The sequence below is a fragment of the Bradyrhizobium sp. WSM2793 genome (assembly GCF_000379585.1).
Taxonomy (GTDB): domain Bacteria; phylum Pseudomonadota; class Alphaproteobacteria; order Rhizobiales; family Xanthobacteraceae; genus Bradyrhizobium.
Genome location: NZ_KB902814.1, coordinates 1 through 21739, shown reverse-complemented (window position 1 = coordinate 21739; position 21739 = coordinate 1). Strand labels below are relative to the sequence as shown.

The following is a 21739-nucleotide window of genomic DNA, read 5'->3' as shown; positions in this document are numbered from 1 at the left end:
TCAGGCTGACAGAAGTCGCTCAGCCGACGATGGCTTCCTTACGACCGTTTTGGTCCAGAGCAGGCCGTCGCACCACACATGCTCAACGCGTCCCCACTGGCAGGCCGCGGCAGCATCCGGGAAGAATCCACGTCCGTGGAGGTTGGCACTCGTATTACAGAGCAGCGGAATGCCGGTGAGTTGTTCAAATTCGACGAGAAGCTCGGCGATTTTGTGCGGAGAGTTGCGGGAGATTGTCTGCAGCCGAGCCGAACCGTCCAGATGGACGACAGCGGGGATCTTGTCGCGCCATTCCGCCCGGGTCTGATGATCGAACAGCATGTAAGGATCTGGTGTACCAGGACTGAAAATCTCCGGGGCCCGATCCTCCAGACAAATCGGCGCCACCGGTCGGAAGTTCTCGCGACGCTTAATGTCGTTGAGATGATCCTTCATTGCGGGGGAGGTCGGGGCTGCAAGAATGCTTCTGCCGCCCAACGCCCGCGGCCCCAGCTCCGCGCGCCCGGAAAGGAAGATAACCGGCTTGTTGTCGGCGAGAATCGCCGCAAGTTCACGCAGACTGCACGGCGCGGCCTCCCAGTCCGACGGAAGCTCGCTGTCCTGCAGGGCCGGACCACTGTAGACTGACCATTCCAATGGCCCGAATCCATTTTGCGCCGCCATCGCACCGCAAGCAGCGCCGATTGCCGAGCCGCTGTCATTCGGAAACGGCGGCACCCAGACATCATCGAACAGTCCCGTCGCACGGAGCGCGCTGTTCCACTTGATATTGAGACCGCAACCTCCGGCGACACACAGATTTCGCGCTCCCGGAAGCGAGGAGTGCCGCAGCAGAACCATCGCGATCTCCTTGACGAGAAGACGTTCCAGGAACACGTGAAACGACGCGAGGACGTCCTCCGCTCGCTTGGCCGTCAGGCGCACTGCGCTTGCCTCGAAGAAGTCATGCAGAGCTGCAAGAGAGGATTCCGCATTGTTGATGTCCGCGCGGTAGCGACGCGCCTGCTCCGTGTCGGCCGAAAAGCGCTTTTCATAGAGCTCCTGAAACACTGCCACGATGCTTTCGTCGACAGAGCCAAGCGCGATGTAGGCCATCAACTTGCCGGCAATGCCCAGATCCCAACTGGAGCGGTTCGGCTGCCTGTAAGGCCCGAAGTGAAGGCCCGCGGCAGCATAGGCATGGCCGATCATCGGAAACAGGGATCCAATGAGCCGTGCCCCCCGAGGTTCGACATAATAAAGACGTGGAAAGATGCAGCCATCCCATACCAGACAGAACGCGGGTTTCCCCGCGCTGGCAAAGGGACTGGTGCTATATGCTGACGCGACGTGGCCCGTGACGTGCGGGTAGCTCTTATATGGAAACACCTTGCCTCCGAGGATCAGGCCAAATCCGTCGACGGAATCAAGAAGGCCCTCGGCATGGCGCTCGACATATGGCGCCCCTTTAAGCGCGATCGGCACAGCTCCACTTAGGACCTGGAACTGCGACTCAATCTCCCCATCCCAGCCGTCAATGACGAATTGATCGATATCCCGCGGATCCAGGCCATGCTCCGCCAAGGCGACCACGACCGCATCGAGATTGTCGACGGATTGATAGCGTGGACTGTTGCCGCGCTTCTCTTGCTCGGTGCAAAAGACAAGCCGCCCGTCCTCGACGACAGCAATTGCCCCGTCATGTGTTAACTTGATGCCGCAGATGCGCATACGACCCCCTGGCCCTAGTGACCGACGTTTGATTGTTCTGACGAGTGACCCGGCTTCCGGAACCGGACGATCAAGCAGTCTTCGTTGACCGCCTCGGTGCGGCAGTGCAGACGCTCGACCTCCGATAGGCTCTCGTTGAAGAGAGCGATCACCGTTTCGGCACCAGCAGCATGACCCCAGCGTTGACATGTGGCATCACGTGCGGACCCGAAAATCAGAGCTCCATTTGGCGCAAGCATACTCACCAGGTTGCGGATAGCCGCATGCATCTCGACGATGTCCCTGAGGTAGTAAAGAACCTCGGCCACGACGATCAAATCGAACTTGTCAGTGGTCGAGAACCGCTGAATGTCGCAGGTCACCCACGTGATATGCGACCATTTTCCGGTCCGTAGTCGCGCTCGCTCGATCGCCTGCGGCATGACATCGACCACCGTGAGTCGTTCGCAAACCGGCGCCAGCATGTCCGTGAATGCACCGGCTGCACATCCTACTTCGAGGGCATGCGCAACATCTCCGTTGCAGCGAGACATCCGGAGCATTTGCGCGTACCGCTCCTGCTCGAACGCACTACTGTCAAGGCGCCATGGATCGTCGGTAGCCAACTCTCGCTCTAATTGCTGATGCTTTTTGTCCTGGGTCATGAGCCAACCACCTATTTGTAGGCAGTCGAACGATCGCGAGCGCAAACACTCTCAGTCGCCGCAAGGCTTGATGGACGGTGAGAAAATTCCGCCTTACAAATTGCGCCAGATATCTCCCCTATACTTGCATGACTTCGTCCAGCGTTCGGGTGCAGGATGACAGATTGTTTTTCCCCTTCGGCCGGCATGTTGACGACCTTACGCGATAGCCAATCGCTGTTGCTCAATGTACAAAGTGCATAGGCCTTCAAAGGAAGTAAGAGAAAGATATTGATTGGTGTGTGGAGAGAGAAGCCGAGAAAACGCACTTCGCGAGCACGAAGGGCTGCTACACTGCACCGAACCATCGTCATTGCTGCAATCGTCAATCCCGTCCACCAGGGTACCGAGCCGCCGATTGCGAGCTGTGCGAGCGCAGCCAGTGTTGAAAGCGCGAGAAGCAACGGGCCGAGATTTTGCCCGATAACGTCTAGCGTCAGATAGCCATCGAGCTCTGGCAGCAGGCGCAATGCAAGAAACGTGTCCCGAAATGTACTACGCGCCCAGCGGAGTTGCTGACGCAGATATGGCCCGAGGCTGTCCGGGACGACTGTTGCTGCGATCGCATCCGGGACGTATTCGGTTCGAAACCCCGCCTTGAGCATGAGGATCGTTAGATGACGATCCTCGCCGAAATCGCTCGGCTTCCCGCGAAAGAATTGCGCTTCGTATTGATCAAGAAGCAAGGCGAGCGCGGAGCGACGATACATGGCACATGGGCCGCAGCAGCACATGACGGCACCGAAACGAGCCTGTGCCGCGCGCTCTTCATTGCACGCCAACCAGTATTCCATATCGATCAGCCTGGTCAACCAGGTTTCGCTGCGATTGCTCGCTATCAACTGACCCATGGCCGCCCCGATTTCCGGGTCATGCATCTTCAAAACAAGCTTCGTGACAACGTCAGCAGCAAGTATCGTATCCGAATCGACGTTGAGGACCAGGTCTCCGGATGAGCTGCGTATTGCAGCGATCTGCGCCTTGCGCTTTCCAACGTTCTTTTCCAGCAAGAGGATGCTGAATCTCGGATCGTTCGCATAGATCTCGTGTACAGGGGCGACAACCTCGCGATTTGCAGATCCGTCGTCGACCACATAGACCTGTAGCTTTCCGGCGTAGTCTTGACTCGCAAGCGACTCCAGACATTCGGCGAGCGTGTTTGGATCCTCGTTGAAGCACGGCACGATGACGTCCACAGTGGGAAGGACGGCCTCCGATTGTCCCAGGTTGTCCTGCAGCGATGAGTTAATCGTCGGCTGGGCATAAAGCGCTTGCGCGCTCTTGTAGATAGTCGAGAGCAGCGCATAAGACGAAACGGCGACAGCACTGGTTGTAGCGAGCAGGTCCATAAGGTGTCAGTTCTTGTTCAGTGAAGTTGAGGGAGTGGACGGATTACAAACCCGCGCCGTTGTAATGCCGGAATCAGATATGACAGCGCCATCGTGGTCTGATCACGCAGCGTGGCATCGGTGCACAGTCTCTCCTCATCAGGAGGATATCCGTCGTGCAGGAGCACAATTGCACCCGGGCGAACGCTTGCCAGTACTGAACTCACAATTATATCAACCCCGGGGCGGGACCAGTCTCTCGGATCAACCGACCAGTGCACAGCTGTGAGACCAGCGCTCGCTGACATAGCGAGCACCTCTTGTGTCCATATGCCGTAAGGCGCTCGCATGTGCCTGGGCGAGGCCTGCGGGCACGCCAAGCGGATCGCCTCGCTCGCCGTCAGTACTTCATCTTGTACCTCCGCAGGTCCGCATCTGGATAGATCCGGATGCGTCATCGTGTGGTTCGCAACCTCATGCCCTTCCGCGATCATTCGTCGAATGAGTTCAGGTTGGTCGGCCGCGTACGTGCCTATCACGAAGAACGTCGCCGGAGCCCGATGTTGCGCCAGCACATCGAGCACCTCTGGCGTGCAAAATGGATTCGGCCCATCGTCAAAGGTCAAATAGACAGCTCGACTTCCGCTCACGTCAGCATAGTCGCAGCGAACTGCAGATAGGGGGAAAAGCTCTTTCACAGCTCAGGCCCGTTCCGATCGATGATCGTCCCGGCCGGCCACTCGCTTCTCGAGCGTCCAACCGGGAAAACCACCACGATCACGTCTTCGGTGCGGGTCGGCGACAAATTGGGATAGACATCCGAGTGCGTGGAGCGGACGCGAATGCCAGACATGAGGGTGGCGAGCCCCTGCCTTTCGACCAGTCTGGTCATATGTTTCTCAAGCGCAGGCCGAACCGTACCGAAGCCGAATGGAACCCCAAGCTCCCGCAGTATCGGATACGTCACGCGCATTGCGTGGCTGATTCCCAGCCCTTCGAGATCCGGACGCACCGCATACAACCCCAGTTCGGCAACGAGTAGATCGACCCCATCAATCTTGATGAAGCGGCGTAGTAGCCCGACGTGAGCAGCTACCCCGCGCGCGTCGTAACCGATAATGCGGACCTCAGGCCTCGCCCCGGCCCAACTTCGGTTGCCCTCAAATGGCTGCGCATTGAACGCACCGGTCGGTCCGTAACTCTTGCGGAAGAACTCGGCGAGCTCGGCATGATCGGCGAGCCGCAGTTCGTTCTCCCAGCGACGGGTCCACTGCACTTGAGCGCGCGCAGAAGGAGCTTCCGTAGTCCGGGATACAGCAATGTTCATGGCGGGCTTCCTTGCGCCGGTGGAACTAAGAGCGGAGATGGTCACGTGAACTCGCTACTCGGCGAACGGCTGATCAATACTGAAATGCGCTGCCATGCCCCGTCGGAGCTCGGCACCCCTCGCCTGCACCGCGCCGTGCGCCTTCGCCCGCGACGACGCGATCGCATGGTTGGCGCTCGTCATCCGGCCAATGCCCTGCGCGCGATCTGCCGGAAAAGGCCGACGAGGCGATTGGACTAGCCAGAACCTGTCTGCACCACGGAAGTCTTCCGCCTCGTCCAGCATCGCTGTCGACGTTTCGACGTCTGAGGGCAGGCCATCGATGTGCGGGGCCTCATCGATGGCGCATCGGAGCGGCATCAGATCAAACTGGTTCTTATGCATCTTCGACACGCCCCGAATGCGGTGGACAGGCGAGCCATTTGGAGACTCGCCTGAAATGCTTGGCATCCGCAATCTGCGCCTGCCGCTATTTCGCGACACTAGAATGAGGCTGAACGCACTCTCAAGTGTACGCGAGTAAACCTCCAATATGGAAACGGATGGCATGCGCAAACCAAGGTTTATCGGGATCCGCCTGACGTCCGATCGAGCAAGCTTCGCGCTGAGAAGAAGCGACGCGGCCCGCACGGCGCGCCCATCGCCGCCCTCGAAATGGATGCGGCGGGGTGCTCGCACGTCCAGGAGCTTTTCTCTGAGCCCGCGTGAGCGACCAGCAGCCATCGTGGTATGCCTGATTACTTTTCCAAACTGATGTTTGCTATCCAACATCGCGCAGTTTGGTAAAATCGATTGTTTCGATAGAACACATCCACAAGATGGATAGACTCAAAACATGCGGTTCAAGGGACTTGATCTAAATCTTCTCGTTGCGCTCGATGCTCTGATGACGGAGCGCAACCTCACAGCGGCCGCGCGCAAGATTAACCTGAGCCAGCCCGCTATGAGCGCTGCGATCGCGCGGCTGCGCACCTATTTCCGCGATGAGCTATTCACCATGAGAGGTCGCGAGCTCGTCCCTACACCTGGCGCAGAGACGCTTGCAGGTCCGGTTCGCGAGGCCCTGCTGCACATCCAACTCTCGATCATATCACGCGACGTGTTCGACCCGACTCAGTCGAGCCGACGCTTCAGGGTCATTCTGTCCGATTTCATGACAATCGTCTTTTTTCGCAGAGTTGTGGACCGTATTGCACAGGAAGCTCCCGCGGTTCGCTTCGAATTGCTGCCATTTTCCGATGAACCAGATGAGCTGCTCCGCCGGGGCGAAGTCGACTTCCTCATTCTGCCGGAACTGTTCATGTCGAGCGCGCACCCTAAGGCGACGCTGTTCGACGAGACCCTCGTATGTGTCGGATGCCGCGCGAATAAGCAGTTATCGCGGCAGCTTACGTTCGAGAAATACATCTCGATGGGGCACGTTGCGGCCAAGTTCGGACGGGCGCTGAGGCCAAACCTAGAAGAATGGTTTTTGCTTGAGCACGGCCTCAAGAGACGAATTGAGGTCGTTGTGCAGGGCTTTAGCCTGATTCCGCCGATATTGTTAGACACGGGCCGCATCGGCACAATGCCATTACGGCTCGCCAGACACTTTGAAAAGCGGATGCCACTGCGGATCGTCGAGCCACCGCTCCCCCTGCCCACATTCACTGAAGCTGTGCAGTGGCCTGCGTTCCACAATACCGACCCGGCGAGCATTTGGATGCGGCGGATATTGCTTGAAGAGGCATCCAACATGGCATCTGGGCATCAGAAGCCTCCAACTCGCAGGCGCTGCTAGGCTCATCGTAAGCCGCGCTCGAAACGCTTCAAATACGCTATAAATCCTTCGACGCGCTCGGCCCCTTTCGTCTCTTCAACGTCTCTGGGGCGAAGCTGCCAGAGAACGTCGCGAGGCGGCGATCGATTGCGAACTTGCCGAGGGCTGAGGGTGGTGACCTCGCAGGCGTGGTTTGATGCGCTTGCACTGCAAACCGGTGACGCCGGCTCTATCGCGGCAGAACATGCCTCCTCCGGTACAATAATGTTTAGCTTGCCCGATAAAATCGCTTGAACCGCACACTGCGTCAGGTTGTAGGTTAGCTACCGCGACTACGCGGCCGTCGACGGGGCGCTTTGGCGAACTCACGGCGCTGGCCGGACACTGGGGTTGATCTGGCATTAACCAACTGACCGGGTCCAGTTGCGTGGCTCGCGGGAAGCGGCGAACCGATCAGCTTCGGGACTCCTGACGGTTTCCGGCCGCTGCTGATCGGCCGACCGGCTTGCTCTCAGTTTCGCGAGCGTCTTTACGCGATCGCACGATGGAACCGATGTCCATGCGGGCGAGCCGATAGGACCGCTTCAGACGCAGCCGTCGCCGCTCGTTGTATGCGCCGCAAGACATTTGTGCCGGATAAGAAGACATGCGTTTCAAAGGTCTGGATCTAAATCTTCTCGTCGCGCTGGATGCTCTCATGACTGAGCGCAACCTCACTGCAGCGGCACGCAAGATTAACCTCAGTCAGCCGGCCATGAGCGCAGCCGTTGCCCGGCTGCGCTCCTATTTCCGTGATGAGCTGTTTGGGATGAAGGGGCGGGAACTTGTCCCGACGGCACGCGCGGAAGGACTCGCAGCTCCTGTGCGCGAGGCTCTAATGCATATTGATCTCTCAATTATCGCGCGGGAGGAGTTCGACCCAGCTCGATCGAATCGGCGATTCAGGATCGCCCTTTCTGATTTTATAACAGTCGTATTCTTCCGAAATGTCGTGGAGCGCGTCGCGCGAGAGGCACCCGCCGTCAGCTTCGAACTGGTGGCGCTCATCGATGAGCACGATGAGCTTCTCCGCCGCGGCGAAGTCGATTTTGTTATCCTGCCGGAATTATTCATGTCCAGCGCGCACCCCAGGGCGGCCCTATTCGAGGAGAGACTCGTCTGCGTAGGCTGCTGCACGAACAGCCAACTACTACGACGGCTTACATTTGATCGGTATATGTCGATGGGCCACGTTGCGGTTAAGCTCGGAGGTGCATGCAAGAGGCCGGTCGAGGAATCCTTTTTACTCGATCTCGGCCTCAATCGGCGCATCGACATTCTCGTGCACAGCTTCAGCATGATCCCGCCCCTGCTGGTAGGCACGAACCGCATAGGGACGATGCCATTAGGGCTCGTAAAGCACTTCCAAAAAACGATGCACCTTCGGATTGCCGAGCTTCCGCAGCCCTTCCCTGCCTTCACTGAGGCGGTCCAATGGCCCGTGCTTCACAACAGCGACCCGGAAAGCCTCTGGATGCGAGAGATATTGTTGCAGGAGGCTACCCGCATAGCAACTGCACAAGAGCCCTCCATCATCACTTCGGAACGAGCGGATACTGCCGGAGATTTGGCACGATCTGTCTCACCGTTGTCGTAAGGACGTTCGCAAAGTCTGCGAATCTCATATCCCAACGCATGTCTAAACGCCTCGGGCTCGCCTCGCTCGAGCTCATTGTCGCTGGATAACGACCCTCGCAGCGGACGGCTATCATGACGACGTTGTGTAGCTCTTTCCATGTTGGCATTAGGCTCGACGTGCGAGCGGCGGCTCAGACTGTTGGCCTGGTTTTAGAGACAGGAGCGACACGTTCGCTGCCAAGCCAGGCCTTTACGCTGCAACCCCGGCCGCCGGGGGCACCCGCCTCGATACAGCAGGATCGGGACGGGCTGTCGTCAACTCTCCGAATCAGTAGGGCCTCCCGATGAGCGGAGACGATTCGGCTTGTTCGGATAAGTACCACCGCACAGCGAGCGTGATGGTCATCGATCATGCATATGACCACGATCTCTTGCGCTGTCGAGGCAAGCATCTCGCACGCGTGTTGCCCTGTCGCATCACTCTGGAGTACATCGCATCTTCGTCGCTCTGCGCCGCGGGTCTGACTTCTTTTGGCCCTACCGCAGCCAAACGTCTTGACGACGTGCGCTGCCCTGACGCAATGACAAACAAGGAGCTGAACGTTGGAGCAATGCAGCAGGGTGTTCGATCCGGAAGAGCTTTCCGTCCTGGGACGCCTTTATGATGGCGCGGTCACCGCGCTACCCCCATCGATGCGAAATCCGGAAAATCGCACAGCAATCGCCAAACTCATCCTGGAGCGTACAGCGGCTGGCGAGGCTCAAGTGGCATGCCTGACGAACTTGTTGATCACCATTTCCTCTCAGGGTTGATCCCCCGCCATTCTGAGGATAGTCACCATTCTCGCGCTGGAATGGAAGACGATCCAGCTAGAGCTTTGAAATAGCTTGAATCATACGTGACGTCAGGTTGTAGGCTTTGAAATTGAACAACATGAGCAAAGCTACACCACGAAGACGTCGATGGCGCATTGGCGAACTTGCAGAGGCGACCGGAGTAACGGTACGCACGCTGCATCATTATGAACACACGGGGCTCCTAGCAGCCTCAGAGCGTACTGACGGCGGCCACCGGATGTACGACCGCGAAAGCGTGCAGCGGGTTCACCAGATTCGCGCGCTACGTGAGCTTGGCTTCTCCCTTGTCGAGATCCGTAAAGCTATGGAGGGCTCGACCTCACTCATCGACCTGCTGCGCAAACATCTAGAGCGGATAGAACTTCAAGTCGCTCGAGCAACTCTGTTGCGCGACCGTTTGCGCAACATGACCATCGACAGCTCGAGCCAGGTTAGTGTGGATGAGCTGCCTGCCACCCTGAATGCGATGTCGCGGGTCGAGACGCGTAGTCAGTCGTCCCGATGCACCTGCAAGTTAGCTGCAGATCGCGAGGAGCGGTGGCGGCGGATCCGCGACGACCTGCGTGATTGTATGGATAGAGGCGAGCACCCTTGCGGCGAGCGGGCAAAGGCCGTCGCAGCTGCAGCACGCTTGCTGATCAGCGAAATCGCCGGGGCCGATTCACGCGTTTCGATGATCCTGAAGGTACTTGCACGATTAAGCGCCCCCCGTAGTCTGGCTGGTTGGGATCCCTGCCTCATGCAATATCTCGATCTCGCCCTTGGCGGGTTGGAGGATCAGCCGTACTGACGTCCTCATGGCTGGCTCCGCACAGGATTGCCGATCGGCCTTGGCAGCTGAAAAGGCGATGACGCGTGGTTGATCGGCGGCTCTGATGCGGGTCGACAGTTTTACGGTCACCGGCAGGTCGTCATGGCCTCGCCGATCCGCGCTCCCTGACGCATTGATCGACGCTCCCTTCAGAAGGGGCTTGAACCGCACGTAACGTCACATTGTAGGCTCTACCGTGGTCGGATTTGGCCGACTTAACGCACGCTTCGCTTATCAGGCGGCTTCGTACCTGCAGGCACGTCTGATCACAGCTGCTGGCGGTTCACTTCAGGTGAGCATTGGGAGCTCTACAATGTTAAAAGGGCCTTACGCTTCTGCTGCGAGTGCAGCGCTTCTCTTCTGCGCCCTCGCCTCGGCTGCGCGCGGCTCCGAGGTCAATATTGCCGTGGCTGGCCCAATGAGCGGAAGCAGCGCTGCGTTCGGCGCGCAAATGCGCGTTGGTGCGGCTGCGGCGGTCGAGGCATTGAACGCTTCGGGCCTACTTCCCGATACCAAGGTGACATTGAGTGTCGCCGACGACGTCTGCGACCCGAAGCAAGCTGTCGCAGTCGCGAATAAGCTCACAACAGAGCGGGTTCGGATGGTCGTTGGCCATTTTTGTTCCTCTTCGTCGATCCCGGCCTCCGACATCTACGCCGAAGCAGGCATCGTTCAGCTGTCACCTGGCTCGTCCAATCCTCGGCTAACAGAACGCGGTCTCGAGACTGTCTTTCGGATCTGCGGCCGCGACGACCAACAGGGCACCGTTGCCGCTGAGTACATTCACAGGAACTATCCTAACCACAAGATCGCGGTGCTCGACGACAAGAGCACCGCAGGCAAAGGTATTGCCGACGTGGTTGAGGCAGAGCTTCAGAGATTCGGTGAACAAGTCATTCGGCAAAGCTATGTAGCCGGTGAAAAGGATTACAGGGCGCTGGTCTCAAGAATGAAGAAGGATCGGGTGCGCCTTGCCTATATCGGCGGCTATCATACCGAAATCGGATTGTTTGCACGCCAGGCATCAGAAGCAGGAGCGGGACTCATCGTCATGGCGAACGATCCGTTGATGACCTCTGAATTCTGGGCCATTACCAGCAGCGCTGGGAATGACACATTGTTTACCTTCATGCCGGACCCCGCCAGGAATGCCAATGCGGCCGGCGTGGTAGCCGGACTCCAAGCTTCCAACCTGTCCGCTGAAGGCTACACGCTTTACGCCTATGCAGCCGTGCAAGCATGGGCAGAAGCGGTGAACCGGACCGGCTCCTTTAATGCTGCGCGCGTCGCCAGTGCACTTCGTTCACGGCCGATCGATACCGTGATTGGCCCAGTCCGGTTCGATACAAAGGGAGACAACGCGGCTCCTGGTTTTCTGGTTTACCGCTGGCGCGACGGCCGTGTTGAAACTGTCGAGCAGAACTGATTGGCATCAAAGCCGCCCCCCAACTCAAAGTGACACGGATGATGAGACGCCCTCATGACGTTGGAGCAGCGATACTCGCAAGCTCTCTTATACTTGCAGCTTTTGGAGCGTTTCTCGCGTTCGCTGCAGCGCTCGCAGAGCTACCCGATGTCGACCTGAAAGAGGCGTTACGTCTGACGATCGACAAATAGTAGCCGTACCGAGCTGATCTGGCTGGCAGGCAGGCACAGCATTTCTGAAGCGGCCATCTACAATTGTGCCAGGTTTGGCGGCATGGACGTTTCTGCAGCCAAGCGGTCGAATGCGCAGGAAGAGGAGAACGCGAAGCTAATGATGCTTCTGGTCGAGCACATGCTCGGTGTGGAGGCGCTTCGCCAACTTCGATCACAGTAACGGCCCCTGCGCATTCTCGTGACCCGATCACATCTTGCAAGCTCAGATCCACGCACCCAGAGAACGCCATAAGCGGTCAAAGGACGAATGAGACCTCTTTGAGCGCGACGGCATGAAGCAACCAAGACTTGCCACCTAGCCCTAATCGGAGATTGATCGAGTGAAGAGTCGCCTTCCGTCAAGACTAACGTGCGGCATTTTCGACCATTTGGATGACGACGGCCGAGATGCCGCACGACAATATGAAGATCGTCTCAAGCTGGCGGAGGTCTGCGATTCCCTCGGCTTCTACGCTTATCACCTGGCCGAACACCACTGCACACCTCATGGCAGAGGGCCCTCGCCGAACCTGTTTCTTTCAAGCGTCGCGCAGCGCACCCGGCGATTACGCTTCGGTCCGCTCGTCCTGTTGCTCAACCTTTATCATCCATTGCGCGCATTCGAAGAGATCTGCATGCTTGACCAATTGAGCGGCGGCAGGCTCGAGCTCGGGATAGGCCGCGGCTCCCAGCCGATTGAATGGAGCTTTTTCGGCCTCAGTGCAGACGCCGCACCAAGCCGTTATACGGAAGCCAACGAAATCCTGGATATTGCGCTGAAGGGACATACGCTATCTTATCAGGGACACCACTTTGAGCTGAGCGAAATACCCTTGACCTTGAGGCCTCATCAACGTCCATATCCGCCGACCTGGATCGCGAGCAATCGGGCCGAGTCGGCTCAGTGGGCCGCTGCAAATGGCGCCAATCTGGCGTGCATAGGCCCCGCCTCTGTTGTCCGGAAGGTTACGGATGCCTACCGCTCCCATCGAGCCCACAATACAACCACACACGGCCGCGAGCCATTTCTCGGGTTGACCCGCATGGTCGTGATTGCGAAGTCTGACCAGGACGCTCATGCGGCGGCCGAAACTGCGTATCGACGATGGCTAGAGAGCTTTAAGTTTCTTTACGAGCTGAATGCCATTCCGACACCGCCCGCCCTTCCGCTGACCTTCGATGCAGCACTTGAGAGCGAATTGTGCGTCGTCGGAACGCCAGCTTCCGTCCGACAGCTCCTTCTTAACCAGATGGAAGAGGCAGGTGCCAACTACTTGCTTTGCCAGCTTGCATTCGGAAACCTTCCGCTGGAGATTTCCCTGTACACCGCAACCGCAATCAAAACTGAAATTCTCGATAGCTTTGGCGGATAATCTCTACATTGGGGAATCATACACTTGGCAAGTAGACGGGTGCACTGAGGTTGTATCCGAAACTGGTTGCGATTTTGGTTGTCGTTTGCCTTTGACCGCCTGACGCTCCTATTTGGAAGGGAGCTTTTGGCTTAGGCAGTCTTTGCCAAGCGCTTCATCAACTCATCCGCACCCGAACGCACTTCGTCGGCTTCGATCTCGCGGGCCTTTTCAACGAAGGCCCGCGATTGTTCAGGGTCATCCTGCATCTGGCGGAGGCCGGAGCTGGTGGATAGTCGCCGTCGAGATTCCATCGCCTACTCTTCGGCTTGCGGCGATCGAGGTTTTTTTGTGGGAACTTCGTGACATCCGGAGTTGAAGGTATTCGCCAAGGGTCACCGCTGCGACTTTTTGTCTTCTCAATCATGTCCGGTCATCAACGAATCAGCAGGCTCGCCTGAAAGCCCTGAAGCTCACTGAACCAAGACGCGCGGGAAAAAACTAATTACCCCGCTTTTGATGTAGGCGATGAGATGACTCACGTGCGCTATTCACGAACTGGATGCATCCCATCAACACTTTCGATTTTACCAATTTCAGCCAAATACCCATAAGTCGATCGCCGGTTTCCGGAAAGCACATTTCACGAATGTCGTGTCACAATGGATCCTTTTTGCCTTCAGCATAGTCGCAGGCCAATTCAAGCTTCTCGTGGCTGCATCCCCAACGACAGCCCTCAATCTTTGAAATCGACGCACGTGCGGCGCAGATGCGGTCGGATGGCCAGCCGCAACGCCTGGCGCGCAATCTATCGCGTTGTCGCCTCCCCCGTTGCCATCATAGTAAGGCCCTTTAAGAAGATCGGCTCTCACGCACACTGCTTGGCCAAGGTAAATGCGTGCGCTGCATAGAATTCGAGCAGGCGAACTGCCCTCTACACCGGTGCGGGCTGGACTTTTGGCCCTGACCAAGCGGGCAGCGTCGACAATCCGCCGCTGTCGCGCCCTTCAAGCAAAGCAGTGCGGTCAGCTATCTGACTACGCTAAGTGCAAGACACATATCCTCCGACCAGGACGAGGCACCGATGTCGATCCGCGTGATGAGACCAGCCTCGCGATCTTACTGCCCACCCCCCGTACGTCGTGTGATCGTGGATTCTCACTCCGCTCGCGTCCTCAGTCTTCGTCGGCGGGCGGCGCCCACACCCACTTCCTACAGACTGACGTTACCTCATCTCATTCTATGCGCCGGCGCTCTTCGACCATATCCCGGCGCGCTTATGCCTTGTCAGGAATCCTTACATCACCATTGGAACGAGTGGTGGACGTGCGCGATCTGCCGGTCTTGTATCTTAGCGCGCGCAGCTTCCAGGAGCCCATCCGCACCCTCAGCGTGCCAGGGATCGCCTGTCAACGAATGCAGAGAGAACCCGCAGACATATATAGCGGATGTTACTTCTAGGTTGCCTGGCATGGACTGGGACATCATTGTCCGGCACGATGAGGAGACCGGTCTGGACCAGCTAACGGCGCATCTTCAGCAACAGCTTCGTCCAGCGCCAAGCGCTCTGTATGGCATTCTGCCTGGCGAGCCCTCCGGTTACGTCTGGATCGCTATGTCAGGCGGCAAGCAATCCCGCAGCAGTTCGGGCGGCGCTTCTCGACTTGCCATCATCAGCGGTGTCCCCGCTGGCTGGAGTCACTGCCACTGCCCGACGCGCTGGACCGGCTCGACGGTCCCATCAAATGACGGGCCATCTACAACGCTGTTCGCGGCGGCGCGGCACGTGCCTGCCACCCTCTCCCTTCGGCGACCATGCGTGCGCACCTGGCTAGCAGCCACTCGTTGTAGCGCCGCGTCTGCCGTGTCGCGAACGGGGAAGCACGACACAACCGTTACTCAGCCTGCTGCCCTGCATTTAACTACTTTGGAGCAACACCGTGGAACTTGACCCTTCCAATTCACGCAGACAAGACCTCGAGGATCGCATCGACCTGCAACTCGACATCGTGGCCGCGCTTATACGCGAAGAAGGTAACGAGCTCGAAGCGATCCGACTGCTAAACGCACTCACAAACCAAATGATTACGACGGAACTGGAGCTCGGTCAGCTCGGCGATACGAGAACCGGGGGCCGCGCCGGCGACCGACGAACAGCGCGACTGTCGCGGGACCGTGGCGTTTACCACCCAGAAGACCTTCAGGTTTTGGGACGCCTTCTCGATCAGGCCGTGGCGGCATTACCGGAAGTGCTGCGAACTCCCGCCAACCAAATGAAGATCGCCAAACTAATTCTGTCACGTGCAGCAGCGGACTGAGCTTTGATTTGGTTTTTTCTGCGGTTGATGGCGCGCTTATCGAGCGTTTATCGCTGGGCTGACTGCTACGCCCGAGCGCACCAGGGATCGACGGCTTGGCGTTTATGGGTTCACCGTCCGTAAGCGCGCCGGTTCCGCTGGCTTTTCCATATCGCAACTGTTCGCCACCACGCTCGAAAGCAGGCTCGCCCTATTAAACCACCTCGCGCCGGAGATGACACAGTTACATTCGATCCAGCTAGACCTTGCTGCTCTTCGAGTACCTGATAGCTATGGTGTCTTAAACGCCTGCGGCCAACTCCAAGGGCTGATAGCGGGGAAGCGCCCCAACACATGCGTGCGAGACATCGCGCGGCTATCGCCGCTTGTGATCCCTCCATGCGTTCGGCCCTCGTTGCGGCATTGTCTCCTACAAACGCACGACGAATGGCACCCACATTCCTTTGCCGGACGACAGCGAATTCGGTAGGAGAGCATCGCAATTGCCGCGGCATCTCGCTCCCTTCTCTAGTGCGACTCACCTGGAGCAAAAATCGCACCGAGGGCAAGAGGCCACGCGAAGGGTCGAGCAACAGGACGACGGGCCGCGGACACATGTCAGAAAGCAAACAAGCAGCGTTCGGAAAACGCCACACTATTCCAAAAACGACATGACAAGCAGTTGCGATTAGAACGCATCTTAGCTTGAGACTGCGAAAGGAGAGGAACGGTCCATTTTCATCATGTTCAGCTTTAGTCGTGATTGGCATGGCGCCGATCTTCCGATTGCAGGAAGAAGAGGCAAAACTATTGACCGATGCCAAGCAACAAGAGCACTGCGGCAACGAAGCGCGCGAACAACGCGTGCTCGTTTCAACCGTTTCAAAATTTTCGAATTGCGCCTGGCAATACGACGTTCGGTCATCGGAGCTTCAACAAACATCTATAAACTTCATTGCAGCACCGAGAGCAGCTCGATACCCGAGCGGGCTGCGGCCCTGATGTCTTACTTGCTGGGACAAGCCACAGACTCTCGGGTTAGCTTTTGCCAAGGTACTTCCTTGTATCAGGACGTCGTGGAGTGTTGAGATGGATCAGTTCTTATCCAAGCAAGTGCAGGTGCCAGATGCTATCGTGAGCGTCGCATTTGATAAGGCCTGGCGCTTTGTCGAGAAGGATCCGTTGCTGGCGCATAATCTCAAGACCGTCCTTCATAGCCGGTTGCGAACTTTCCTTGAGTGTTCGATAAGGAACGGCGAACGAAATACTTTGAATCTGGCAAACGAGGCGATACGCAATTTGCGCGCTGAACTGGCGCCGTCGACCGAGCAATAAGACGCTTGCACCTCTACTGTCAGATCGGTTTGGCTTCGTTAAGGCTCTTGGGATGCGGCAGGGAAAAGAACCGGGTCAGAACGTGGTCGAGCTGACCTTCCTCCGCTCATGTTCAGCCCCGCTGAAGACGAGCACGTTCGCGACGACTGTTGCCTGTGCAGCTCTTCTGGTGACCCGAGACCAGTAAGCTGGAACCCAGAGCAAATCGGCGACGAGACGGGGACCGCCGCGCTAATATTCGCTGGCGCCAGGAAAAGGCATGCCGTTTGCTCTCCTGACCTTTGGCTCGGCACGAGCTTGCGCAACTTCAAGCAAGAGCCTCGTCGAGCGCAGCCGCATCGGCTTCCTGACGTCCCTCGATCGGTAGGGATCGAGGAACGTTGTGCTACACTTGCAATCGGTCCGGAGCCAAAGCGATCGAGGCCTGTGATCGATCATCACCGGCATCGCTCACGCCCGCAAGTGCCAGCGCGACCGTCCTGCGGGAAGAACGAGCTTGAGCGCCCGAGACGTGTGCTCGATCAGCGGTCTTCATTTGCCGAACTGCCTGAACAGAGAGCATGCATGGAGCGTGTTGGCGCGCCTCGTTTTGGCACTCGTTAGCGACAGAAGGAGGCAAACGCCTGCCAGCATTGCGTCGCATCACAGGCCATCATGAACGGATCGTATTCAAAGAAGGATCTGCGCGAAGCGACCACTGTCCGGCCGCAGCATTTCGGTCGAGACAGCGCATGGCAAGTTGCGCGCTCAACAATCTGACGCAGCGTGCGATTGACCTCATTTCTTTCGAAGACATGTTGTGCCACAGTTACAGCAATTCGGGATCATATTGTTAAACGCACGGCGCCGGGGAGCACCGAAAGGAACGACACTCAAATGAAGAATTTTCTTATTCTGACCGCAAGCATCGGCGCACTCAGTGCGGCCGCTCCCGCATTCGGCGCGGACTTCGCCGCGCAGCCCGTCAAGGTCAAGGCGCCACCGCTGCCGGTCGCAGCCCCGCTTATCGATTGGTCCGGCTACTATATCGGCGTGAATGGCGGCTGGGGAACGAGCCGCAATTGCTGGGATTTCAATGGCGTCACTCCCGAGGGTTGCCATAATTCGAGTGGCGGGACCATCGGCGGCCAGATTGGCTATCGCTGGCACATCTTCAACATGGTCTACGGGATCGAAGGCCAGGGCAACTGGGCCGACTTCAGCGGCTCCAACGTCAGCGCCGCCTTCCCAGCAGACACCATTGCCACCAAGACAGATGCGTTCGGTCTGCTCACCGGCCATATCGGCTACGCGTTCAATGCCGTGCTGCTTTATGGCAAGGGCGGTGCTGCCGTGACCAGCAACACCTATCACGTCAACTCGGTGGCTACTGGCACCGAGATTGCCAAAAACAATGATGTGCGTTGGGGTGGCGCGCTGGGCGCCGGTGCCGAAGTCAGCCTCACGCCGAACTGGTCAGCTGGCGTCGAGTATACCCACTTGTTCATGCAGCGCAGCAACGTAAGCTTCCCAGCGGCCGTTGGCGCCGATCGCGTCCACCAGGACGTCGATCTCATCACGGCACGGCTCAATTACAAGCTCGGCCAGACGTTTCCCAAATATTGATCTCCACGCGCCTGCGTGAATCGGGGGGCCCTGACCACGGTCGGGGCTCTTCTTCAGACGCCCCTCTCCCCCGCGACATCCCTGCCGCAGTTCCGAAGCACCAGGCCCGAGCTCGTCTAAGCCTGGATCACCGGCTGGATGGAACGACGCCGCCTGACTCCAACGCTGGCGCACCAGGTCGGTCGATGCGATAGGTCGTCGATGGTAATGGAGCTCCACAACCTCAGGCCGCGTGAGGTTTGAGATCGCTTGTCTCGATGACCCTTGTATCTGCGATTTGGCCAAAAGTGCCATGCTGAACTTGGCAGAAGCTGGAAACAAAAATTTGGCAGTTGGTGCTCGTCCCATTCGACTGATGAATTCAAAGAACATCGAGGCGAATAGCCGTAACGACCGCTTGAATCCGGCTGGTCGCGTCCAGCTTTCGCATCGCATTCTTAATATGAAAATTGACTGTATTCTCGCTGATTCGTAGGATCTTCCCAATTTCCCATGACGATTTCCCCTCGGACACCCACCGCAGGCAACTGATCTCCCGCTGCGATAGTGCAACTTTTCGGTCGCAATCATTATTAGAGGGACGAGCGATCTCGCCAGAGGCGGTGTGAAAGAGGCAGGCCAGCGCGTTAAGATGACGCATGCGGGCCTGAGGATCAGCATCGTCGGATGGAGATGCAAACGACACCACAGATACCCGACCCAACGGGCCGAACAATGGCACGCTCATACCATGCTTCAGGCCCGCCTCTCTGGCCTCTTCCAGTACGCGTCTCTCGTCTGGTTGAAGTTGATGGCGGTCGGCGAGTTGATCCCACAAAAACGGCCGCGTATGCATCGGCGTCCGCCGCACCACCGGATCAATAGCATGGTACTTGCGGTTGAAGTATCGGTCGCACCAGTCTGGCGGCCACTTCACAGCCACGGTCGGAGGTGGATACTCCGCCAGCCGAAGTGGCTCGACGAAATTGAGAGCGCCGTAAGCGACTTCACTGAACCCTTCTTCGGTGGCACAGCTTACAAGGAGCTCGAACAGCGCTCTGAGCGAATGCGTCTGGTTCGCGCATTCGGTGAAGCTAAAAAGATCCATGATGGGTGCCTCAGAACGCCGATCGAGCTCCCTGTCACTGTGTTCAATTACGCTTGATTCAGGCGGAGCCAAATTCCATTCCATGACCTGAACTCTTGGGTTTGTTCTTCGTGAAGTCTGAGCGCTCGCACGCTGCGTCGGACGCATTCCCGAATGGCCTGCCTGGCTGCGCCGGCATGATCGTCCCATCAAACAGCCGAGATGCCGCCACCATCCCTGATCTGAGGCTGAACGGCACGCCGCAATCGAAGCTCCGCTGCACATACAAAGTGATCGGTCCAGCTTGGGATGGCCAAATCGGGATTACCGCGCCCTCATCCGTGTTGATGGTCTGTGCCATCGACGCTGAACCGCCTTGTTGATGCCGGCAGTGATAGAAGGTCCGGGGGCCTGGCGACTCAGCTGCCGAAGCGAACCAAACAGCACCAGCGGCTGCAGGCTCGGCTCTGTTCAGATTGGATGGCGAGAACACGGGGTCCTGTCCGAACGACGCTCCGCTTTGTCTCAAGGCCGAGCACGAGGAGATCCTGGGCACTGAACTCCGCGATCCAGGTAAGGCAGAGCACGCCGATGCGCTTGGCGGTGCCGGACTCGACCTGCGCGTTGTCGGTATCGATTCCCTGCTTGCCGACGAGGACGTCATCAGGAGCGTCATTTTTCTTCCAAATCCTGCGAATTGCCATCGCTAACCGTTGGCTGATCCTCCGCCCTATGACGGCGTCGTGAACGCGATCGATGAGCAACACGGAACATGCGAGGGAGAAGCCATACTCCTCGCACGATTGCCCGGCGTTTCAGCGGGTCCGTCAGGCAGGTCCGGCGCAAATGAATCGAACGGGCAGAAAATGGCCACGTCAAAGGCGCCACGGGAGATACTCGCAATCGCGAGACCTGCTTGATGCAGAGGACACTTTGCATGCGCATCTCCAGAAGGGAGAGGACCCCGGAGCAGATCAGCAAGTGTCGTACCAACTGTTGATTTCGCGAAAATCAAACGTCGGAACAAGGGCTTGTAAGGCGGACGGCTTGTTTCCGCTGTAAGTGCATTGAAGCAATCATGACATCGGAAGGAAACGCGACAGGGCCATTTGCGCGAGCCGCGGCACGAGTTGACTTAGCCGAAGAAAGGTGGAGCTCCCCTCGGCGGCAGCCTCGAGTCTGTCTTGGACTCCTAGCCGTCGGCGTCCCTAGCGCAGGCCTCTCGCAGCCCAGTCAAGTACCAACCTTGGCAATTGAGGAGGACGGTGACACATGGCAATCGTCAAGGAACTTGAACCGACCGTACCTCCGGCCGCGCGGATCCCCGACTTAGCGCTCGGAATCCGCCCCCTGGAGGAGCGACAATTGCGCCGGCACCTCACGCTCGGATCATGATGCCGTTGGTGCAACCAAGGCGAAGAACTTCGCCAAGATCGGAAGTATGGTTTCTCTGCTCTTCGCGATCACCTCACTGTTCTATGCGACCGTCGGCCAAGCGGGTGGCACCGCATTCCTGTCGCTAATGGCTTTTTCTGGTATGCCATCGACAGAGATGCGCCCGACGGCGCTTGCTCTCAACATTGTTGTGGCGACTTATTCTACGTGGCTCTTCAACCGCAACAAAGTCGTAGACTGGATAATCTTGCGTCCGCTTCTGCTTTCATCGATGCCAACGGCGCTTGCCGGTGGCTTGATTGTGCTCGAGGAACACATTTACAAAACACTGACCGGAATCGCTCTTCTTCTGGCGAGCGCCGTGATGATCATGCGGCGCGGACGAGCTGCCGATCGCATTTGCGAAACTCCGCTCCGGGCAAGCATGGCCATTGGCGCGGTCCTCGGCCTGGCTTCCGGCCTGACCGGCGTGGGCGGCGGAGTGTTCCTGGCCCCGACGCTCGTCGCACTGAATTGGGCATCACCTAAGCAGACCGCCGCGCTATCATCCCCTTTTATCCTGGCTAATTCCACAGTCGGCTTCCTCGGAGCTCTTTTCACCGGCCAATTTCCGTCCTCGGATTTGGCGCTTTACGCAATCTCCGCGCTGGCCGGTGCCGTCGCAGGAACGGTTATCGGTGCTGATTCCGCTCGATGTCGCCCACCATTCCGGAATGATCTCGCCCACCGTTCCGATTTGATCTCGCCCGCCATTCCGAGATGATCTCGCCCACCATTCCGGGATGATGTCGCCCGGGGTGACGAGGCCTCTTCTGGGTCCGATACGGTCCGCCTTTCGGCTTTGCGAAGGGGGACCTGGATGCCGACGGAGAGGTTTGCGATGCGCCATGTGCGCGATGTGATCAGATTGAAGTCGGCCGGGATGCCGACCCGCGAGATTGCGCGGCGGGTGGGGACA

General features: G+C 58.0%; 20 protein-coding genes. 11 read left to right on the top strand and 9 right to left on the bottom strand.

Annotation, left to right across the window (positions count from 1 at the left end; genetic code table 11):
- From nodU to A3AS_RS49540, 6 genes are read right to left on the bottom strand one after another with little or no spacing between them, the layout of a single operon-like run.
- Window positions 1-1710: a nodulation protein NodU gene (gene nodU / locus A3AS_RS0136255; protein WP_018322353.1), complete on the bottom strand. Its 1710-nt coding sequence runs from the start codon at window positions 1708-1710 to the stop codon at window positions 1-3.
- Between the two features lie 14 nt (window positions 1711-1724).
- A complete protein-coding gene (nodS, locus tag A3AS_RS0136250; protein ID WP_026202727.1) occupies window positions 1725-2354 on the bottom strand; it encodes a nodulation methyltransferase NodS in 630 nt (209 codons plus the stop codon).
- An 11-nt stretch (window positions 2355-2365) separates the two neighbouring features.
- Window positions 2366-3742 (bottom strand): chitooligosaccharide synthase NodC, encoded by a 1377-nt coding sequence (gene nodC / locus A3AS_RS0136245; RefSeq protein ID WP_026202726.1) that lies wholly within the window; start codon window positions 3740-3742, stop codon window positions 2366-2368.
- A 17-nt stretch (window positions 3743-3759) separates the two neighbouring features.
- Entirely contained in the window at window positions 3760-4419 is a 660-nt protein-coding gene (nodB, locus tag A3AS_RS46040; RefSeq protein WP_018322351.1) for a chitooligosaccharide deacetylase NodB, read from the bottom strand.
- Window positions 4416-5048 (bottom strand): NodA family N-acyltransferase, encoded by a 633-nt coding sequence (locus tag A3AS_RS0136240; protein WP_018322350.1) that lies wholly within the window; start codon window positions 5046-5048, stop codon window positions 4416-4418. Before A3AS_RS0136240 ends, nodB begins: the two co-directional genes overlap by 4 nt.
- Window positions 5049-5102: 54 nt before the next feature.
- Window positions 5103-5432 (bottom strand): hypothetical protein, encoded by a 330-nt coding sequence (locus tag A3AS_RS49540; protein ID WP_245283356.1) that lies wholly within the window; start codon window positions 5430-5432, stop codon window positions 5103-5105.
- A gap of 451 nt (window positions 5433-5883) precedes the next feature.
- Here A3AS_RS49540 and nodD1 point away from each other — a divergent pair, with 451 nt between their 5' ends.
- From nodD1 to A3AS_RS0136200, 6 genes are all read left to right on the top strand, one after another.
- Window positions 5884-6828 carry a transcriptional regulator NodD1 gene (gene nodD1, locus A3AS_RS0136230; protein ID WP_018322349.1) on the top strand — a complete coding sequence of 315 codons (945 nt, stop codon included), beginning with the start codon at window positions 5884-5886 and terminating at the stop codon, window positions 6826-6828.
- A gap of 625 nt (window positions 6829-7453) precedes the next feature.
- Window positions 7454-8443 carry a transcriptional regulator NodD2 gene (nodD2, locus tag A3AS_RS0136225; protein WP_018322348.1) on the top strand — a complete coding sequence of 330 codons (990 nt, stop codon included), beginning with the start codon at window positions 7454-7456 and terminating at the stop codon, window positions 8441-8443.
- A 602-nt stretch (window positions 8444-9045) separates the two neighbouring features.
- Window positions 9046-9237, top strand: a complete 192-nt coding sequence (locus A3AS_RS48820; RefSeq protein WP_085964255.1) for a hypothetical protein — start codon at window positions 9046-9048, stop codon at window positions 9235-9237.
- Window positions 9238-9358: 121 nt separating this feature from the next.
- Window positions 9359-10072 (top strand): MerR family transcriptional regulator, encoded by a 714-nt coding sequence (locus tag A3AS_RS0136220; protein WP_018322346.1) that lies wholly within the window; start codon window positions 9359-9361, stop codon window positions 10070-10072.
- 334 nt (window positions 10073-10406) lie between these two features.
- Window positions 10407-11519: a branched-chain amino acid ABC transporter substrate-binding protein gene (locus A3AS_RS0136215; protein WP_018322345.1), complete on the top strand. Its 1113-nt coding sequence runs from the start codon at window positions 10407-10409 to the stop codon at window positions 11517-11519.
- 553 nt (window positions 11520-12072) lie between these two features.
- Window positions 12073-13104, top strand: a complete 1032-nt coding sequence (locus A3AS_RS0136200) for an LLM class flavin-dependent oxidoreductase (RefSeq protein ID WP_049815085.1) — start codon at window positions 12073-12075, stop codon at window positions 13102-13104.
- Between the two features lie 131 nt (window positions 13105-13235).
- Here the strand turns inward: A3AS_RS0136200 and A3AS_RS47920 are convergent, their stop codons facing one another.
- Complete coding sequence (locus tag A3AS_RS47920) at window positions 13236-13397, bottom strand: hypothetical protein (RefSeq protein WP_018322340.1); 162 nt, start codon at window positions 13395-13397, stop codon at window positions 13236-13238.
- A 1626-nt stretch (window positions 13398-15023) separates the two neighbouring features.
- Between A3AS_RS47920 and A3AS_RS0136190 the strand changes: the two genes are divergently transcribed.
- The 4 genes from A3AS_RS0136190 (at window position 15024) to A3AS_RS0136180 (ending at window position 18320) form a co-directional block, all read left to right on the top strand.
- Window positions 15024-15401, top strand: coding sequence for a hypothetical protein (locus A3AS_RS0136190; protein WP_018322339.1), 378 nt, complete (start codon window positions 15024-15026; stop codon window positions 15399-15401).
- A gap of 747 nt (window positions 15402-16148) precedes the next feature.
- Window positions 16149-16382 carry a hypothetical protein gene (locus tag A3AS_RS47910; RefSeq protein WP_157644482.1) on the top strand — a complete coding sequence of 78 codons (234 nt, stop codon included), beginning with the start codon at window positions 16149-16151 and terminating at the stop codon, window positions 16380-16382.
- 87 nt (window positions 16383-16469) lie between these two features.
- The gene (locus A3AS_RS44245) at window positions 16470-16715 is read left to right on the top strand and encodes a hypothetical protein (RefSeq protein ID WP_018322338.1); all 246 of its coding nucleotides are present in this window, start codon (window positions 16470-16472) and stop codon (window positions 16713-16715) included.
- An 876-nt stretch (window positions 16716-17591) separates the two neighbouring features.
- Window positions 17592-18320, top strand: coding sequence for an outer membrane protein (locus tag A3AS_RS0136180; RefSeq protein ID WP_026202724.1), 729 nt, complete (start codon window positions 17592-17594; stop codon window positions 18318-18320).
- A gap of 361 nt (window positions 18321-18681) precedes the next feature.
- Here the strand turns inward: A3AS_RS0136180 and A3AS_RS46030 are convergent, their stop codons facing one another.
- Both A3AS_RS46030 and A3AS_RS44670 read right to left on the bottom strand, forming a co-directional pair.
- Window positions 18682-19407 (bottom strand): LuxR family transcriptional regulator, encoded by a 726-nt coding sequence (locus tag A3AS_RS46030; RefSeq protein WP_018322337.1) that lies wholly within the window; start codon window positions 19405-19407, stop codon window positions 18682-18684.
- A 398-nt stretch (window positions 19408-19805) separates the two neighbouring features.
- A complete protein-coding gene (locus A3AS_RS44670) occupies window positions 19806-20153 on the bottom strand; it encodes a hypothetical protein (RefSeq protein ID WP_063707640.1) in 348 nt (115 codons plus the stop codon).
- A gap of 674 nt (window positions 20154-20827) precedes the next feature.
- Here A3AS_RS44670 and A3AS_RS0136165 point away from each other — a divergent pair.
- On the top strand, window positions 20828-21544 hold the full coding sequence (locus A3AS_RS0136165; protein WP_018322336.1) for a sulfite exporter TauE/SafE family protein: 717 nt from the start codon (window positions 20828-20830) through the stop codon (window positions 21542-21544).
- The last annotated feature ends 195 nt before the right edge of the window (window positions 21545-21739 follow it).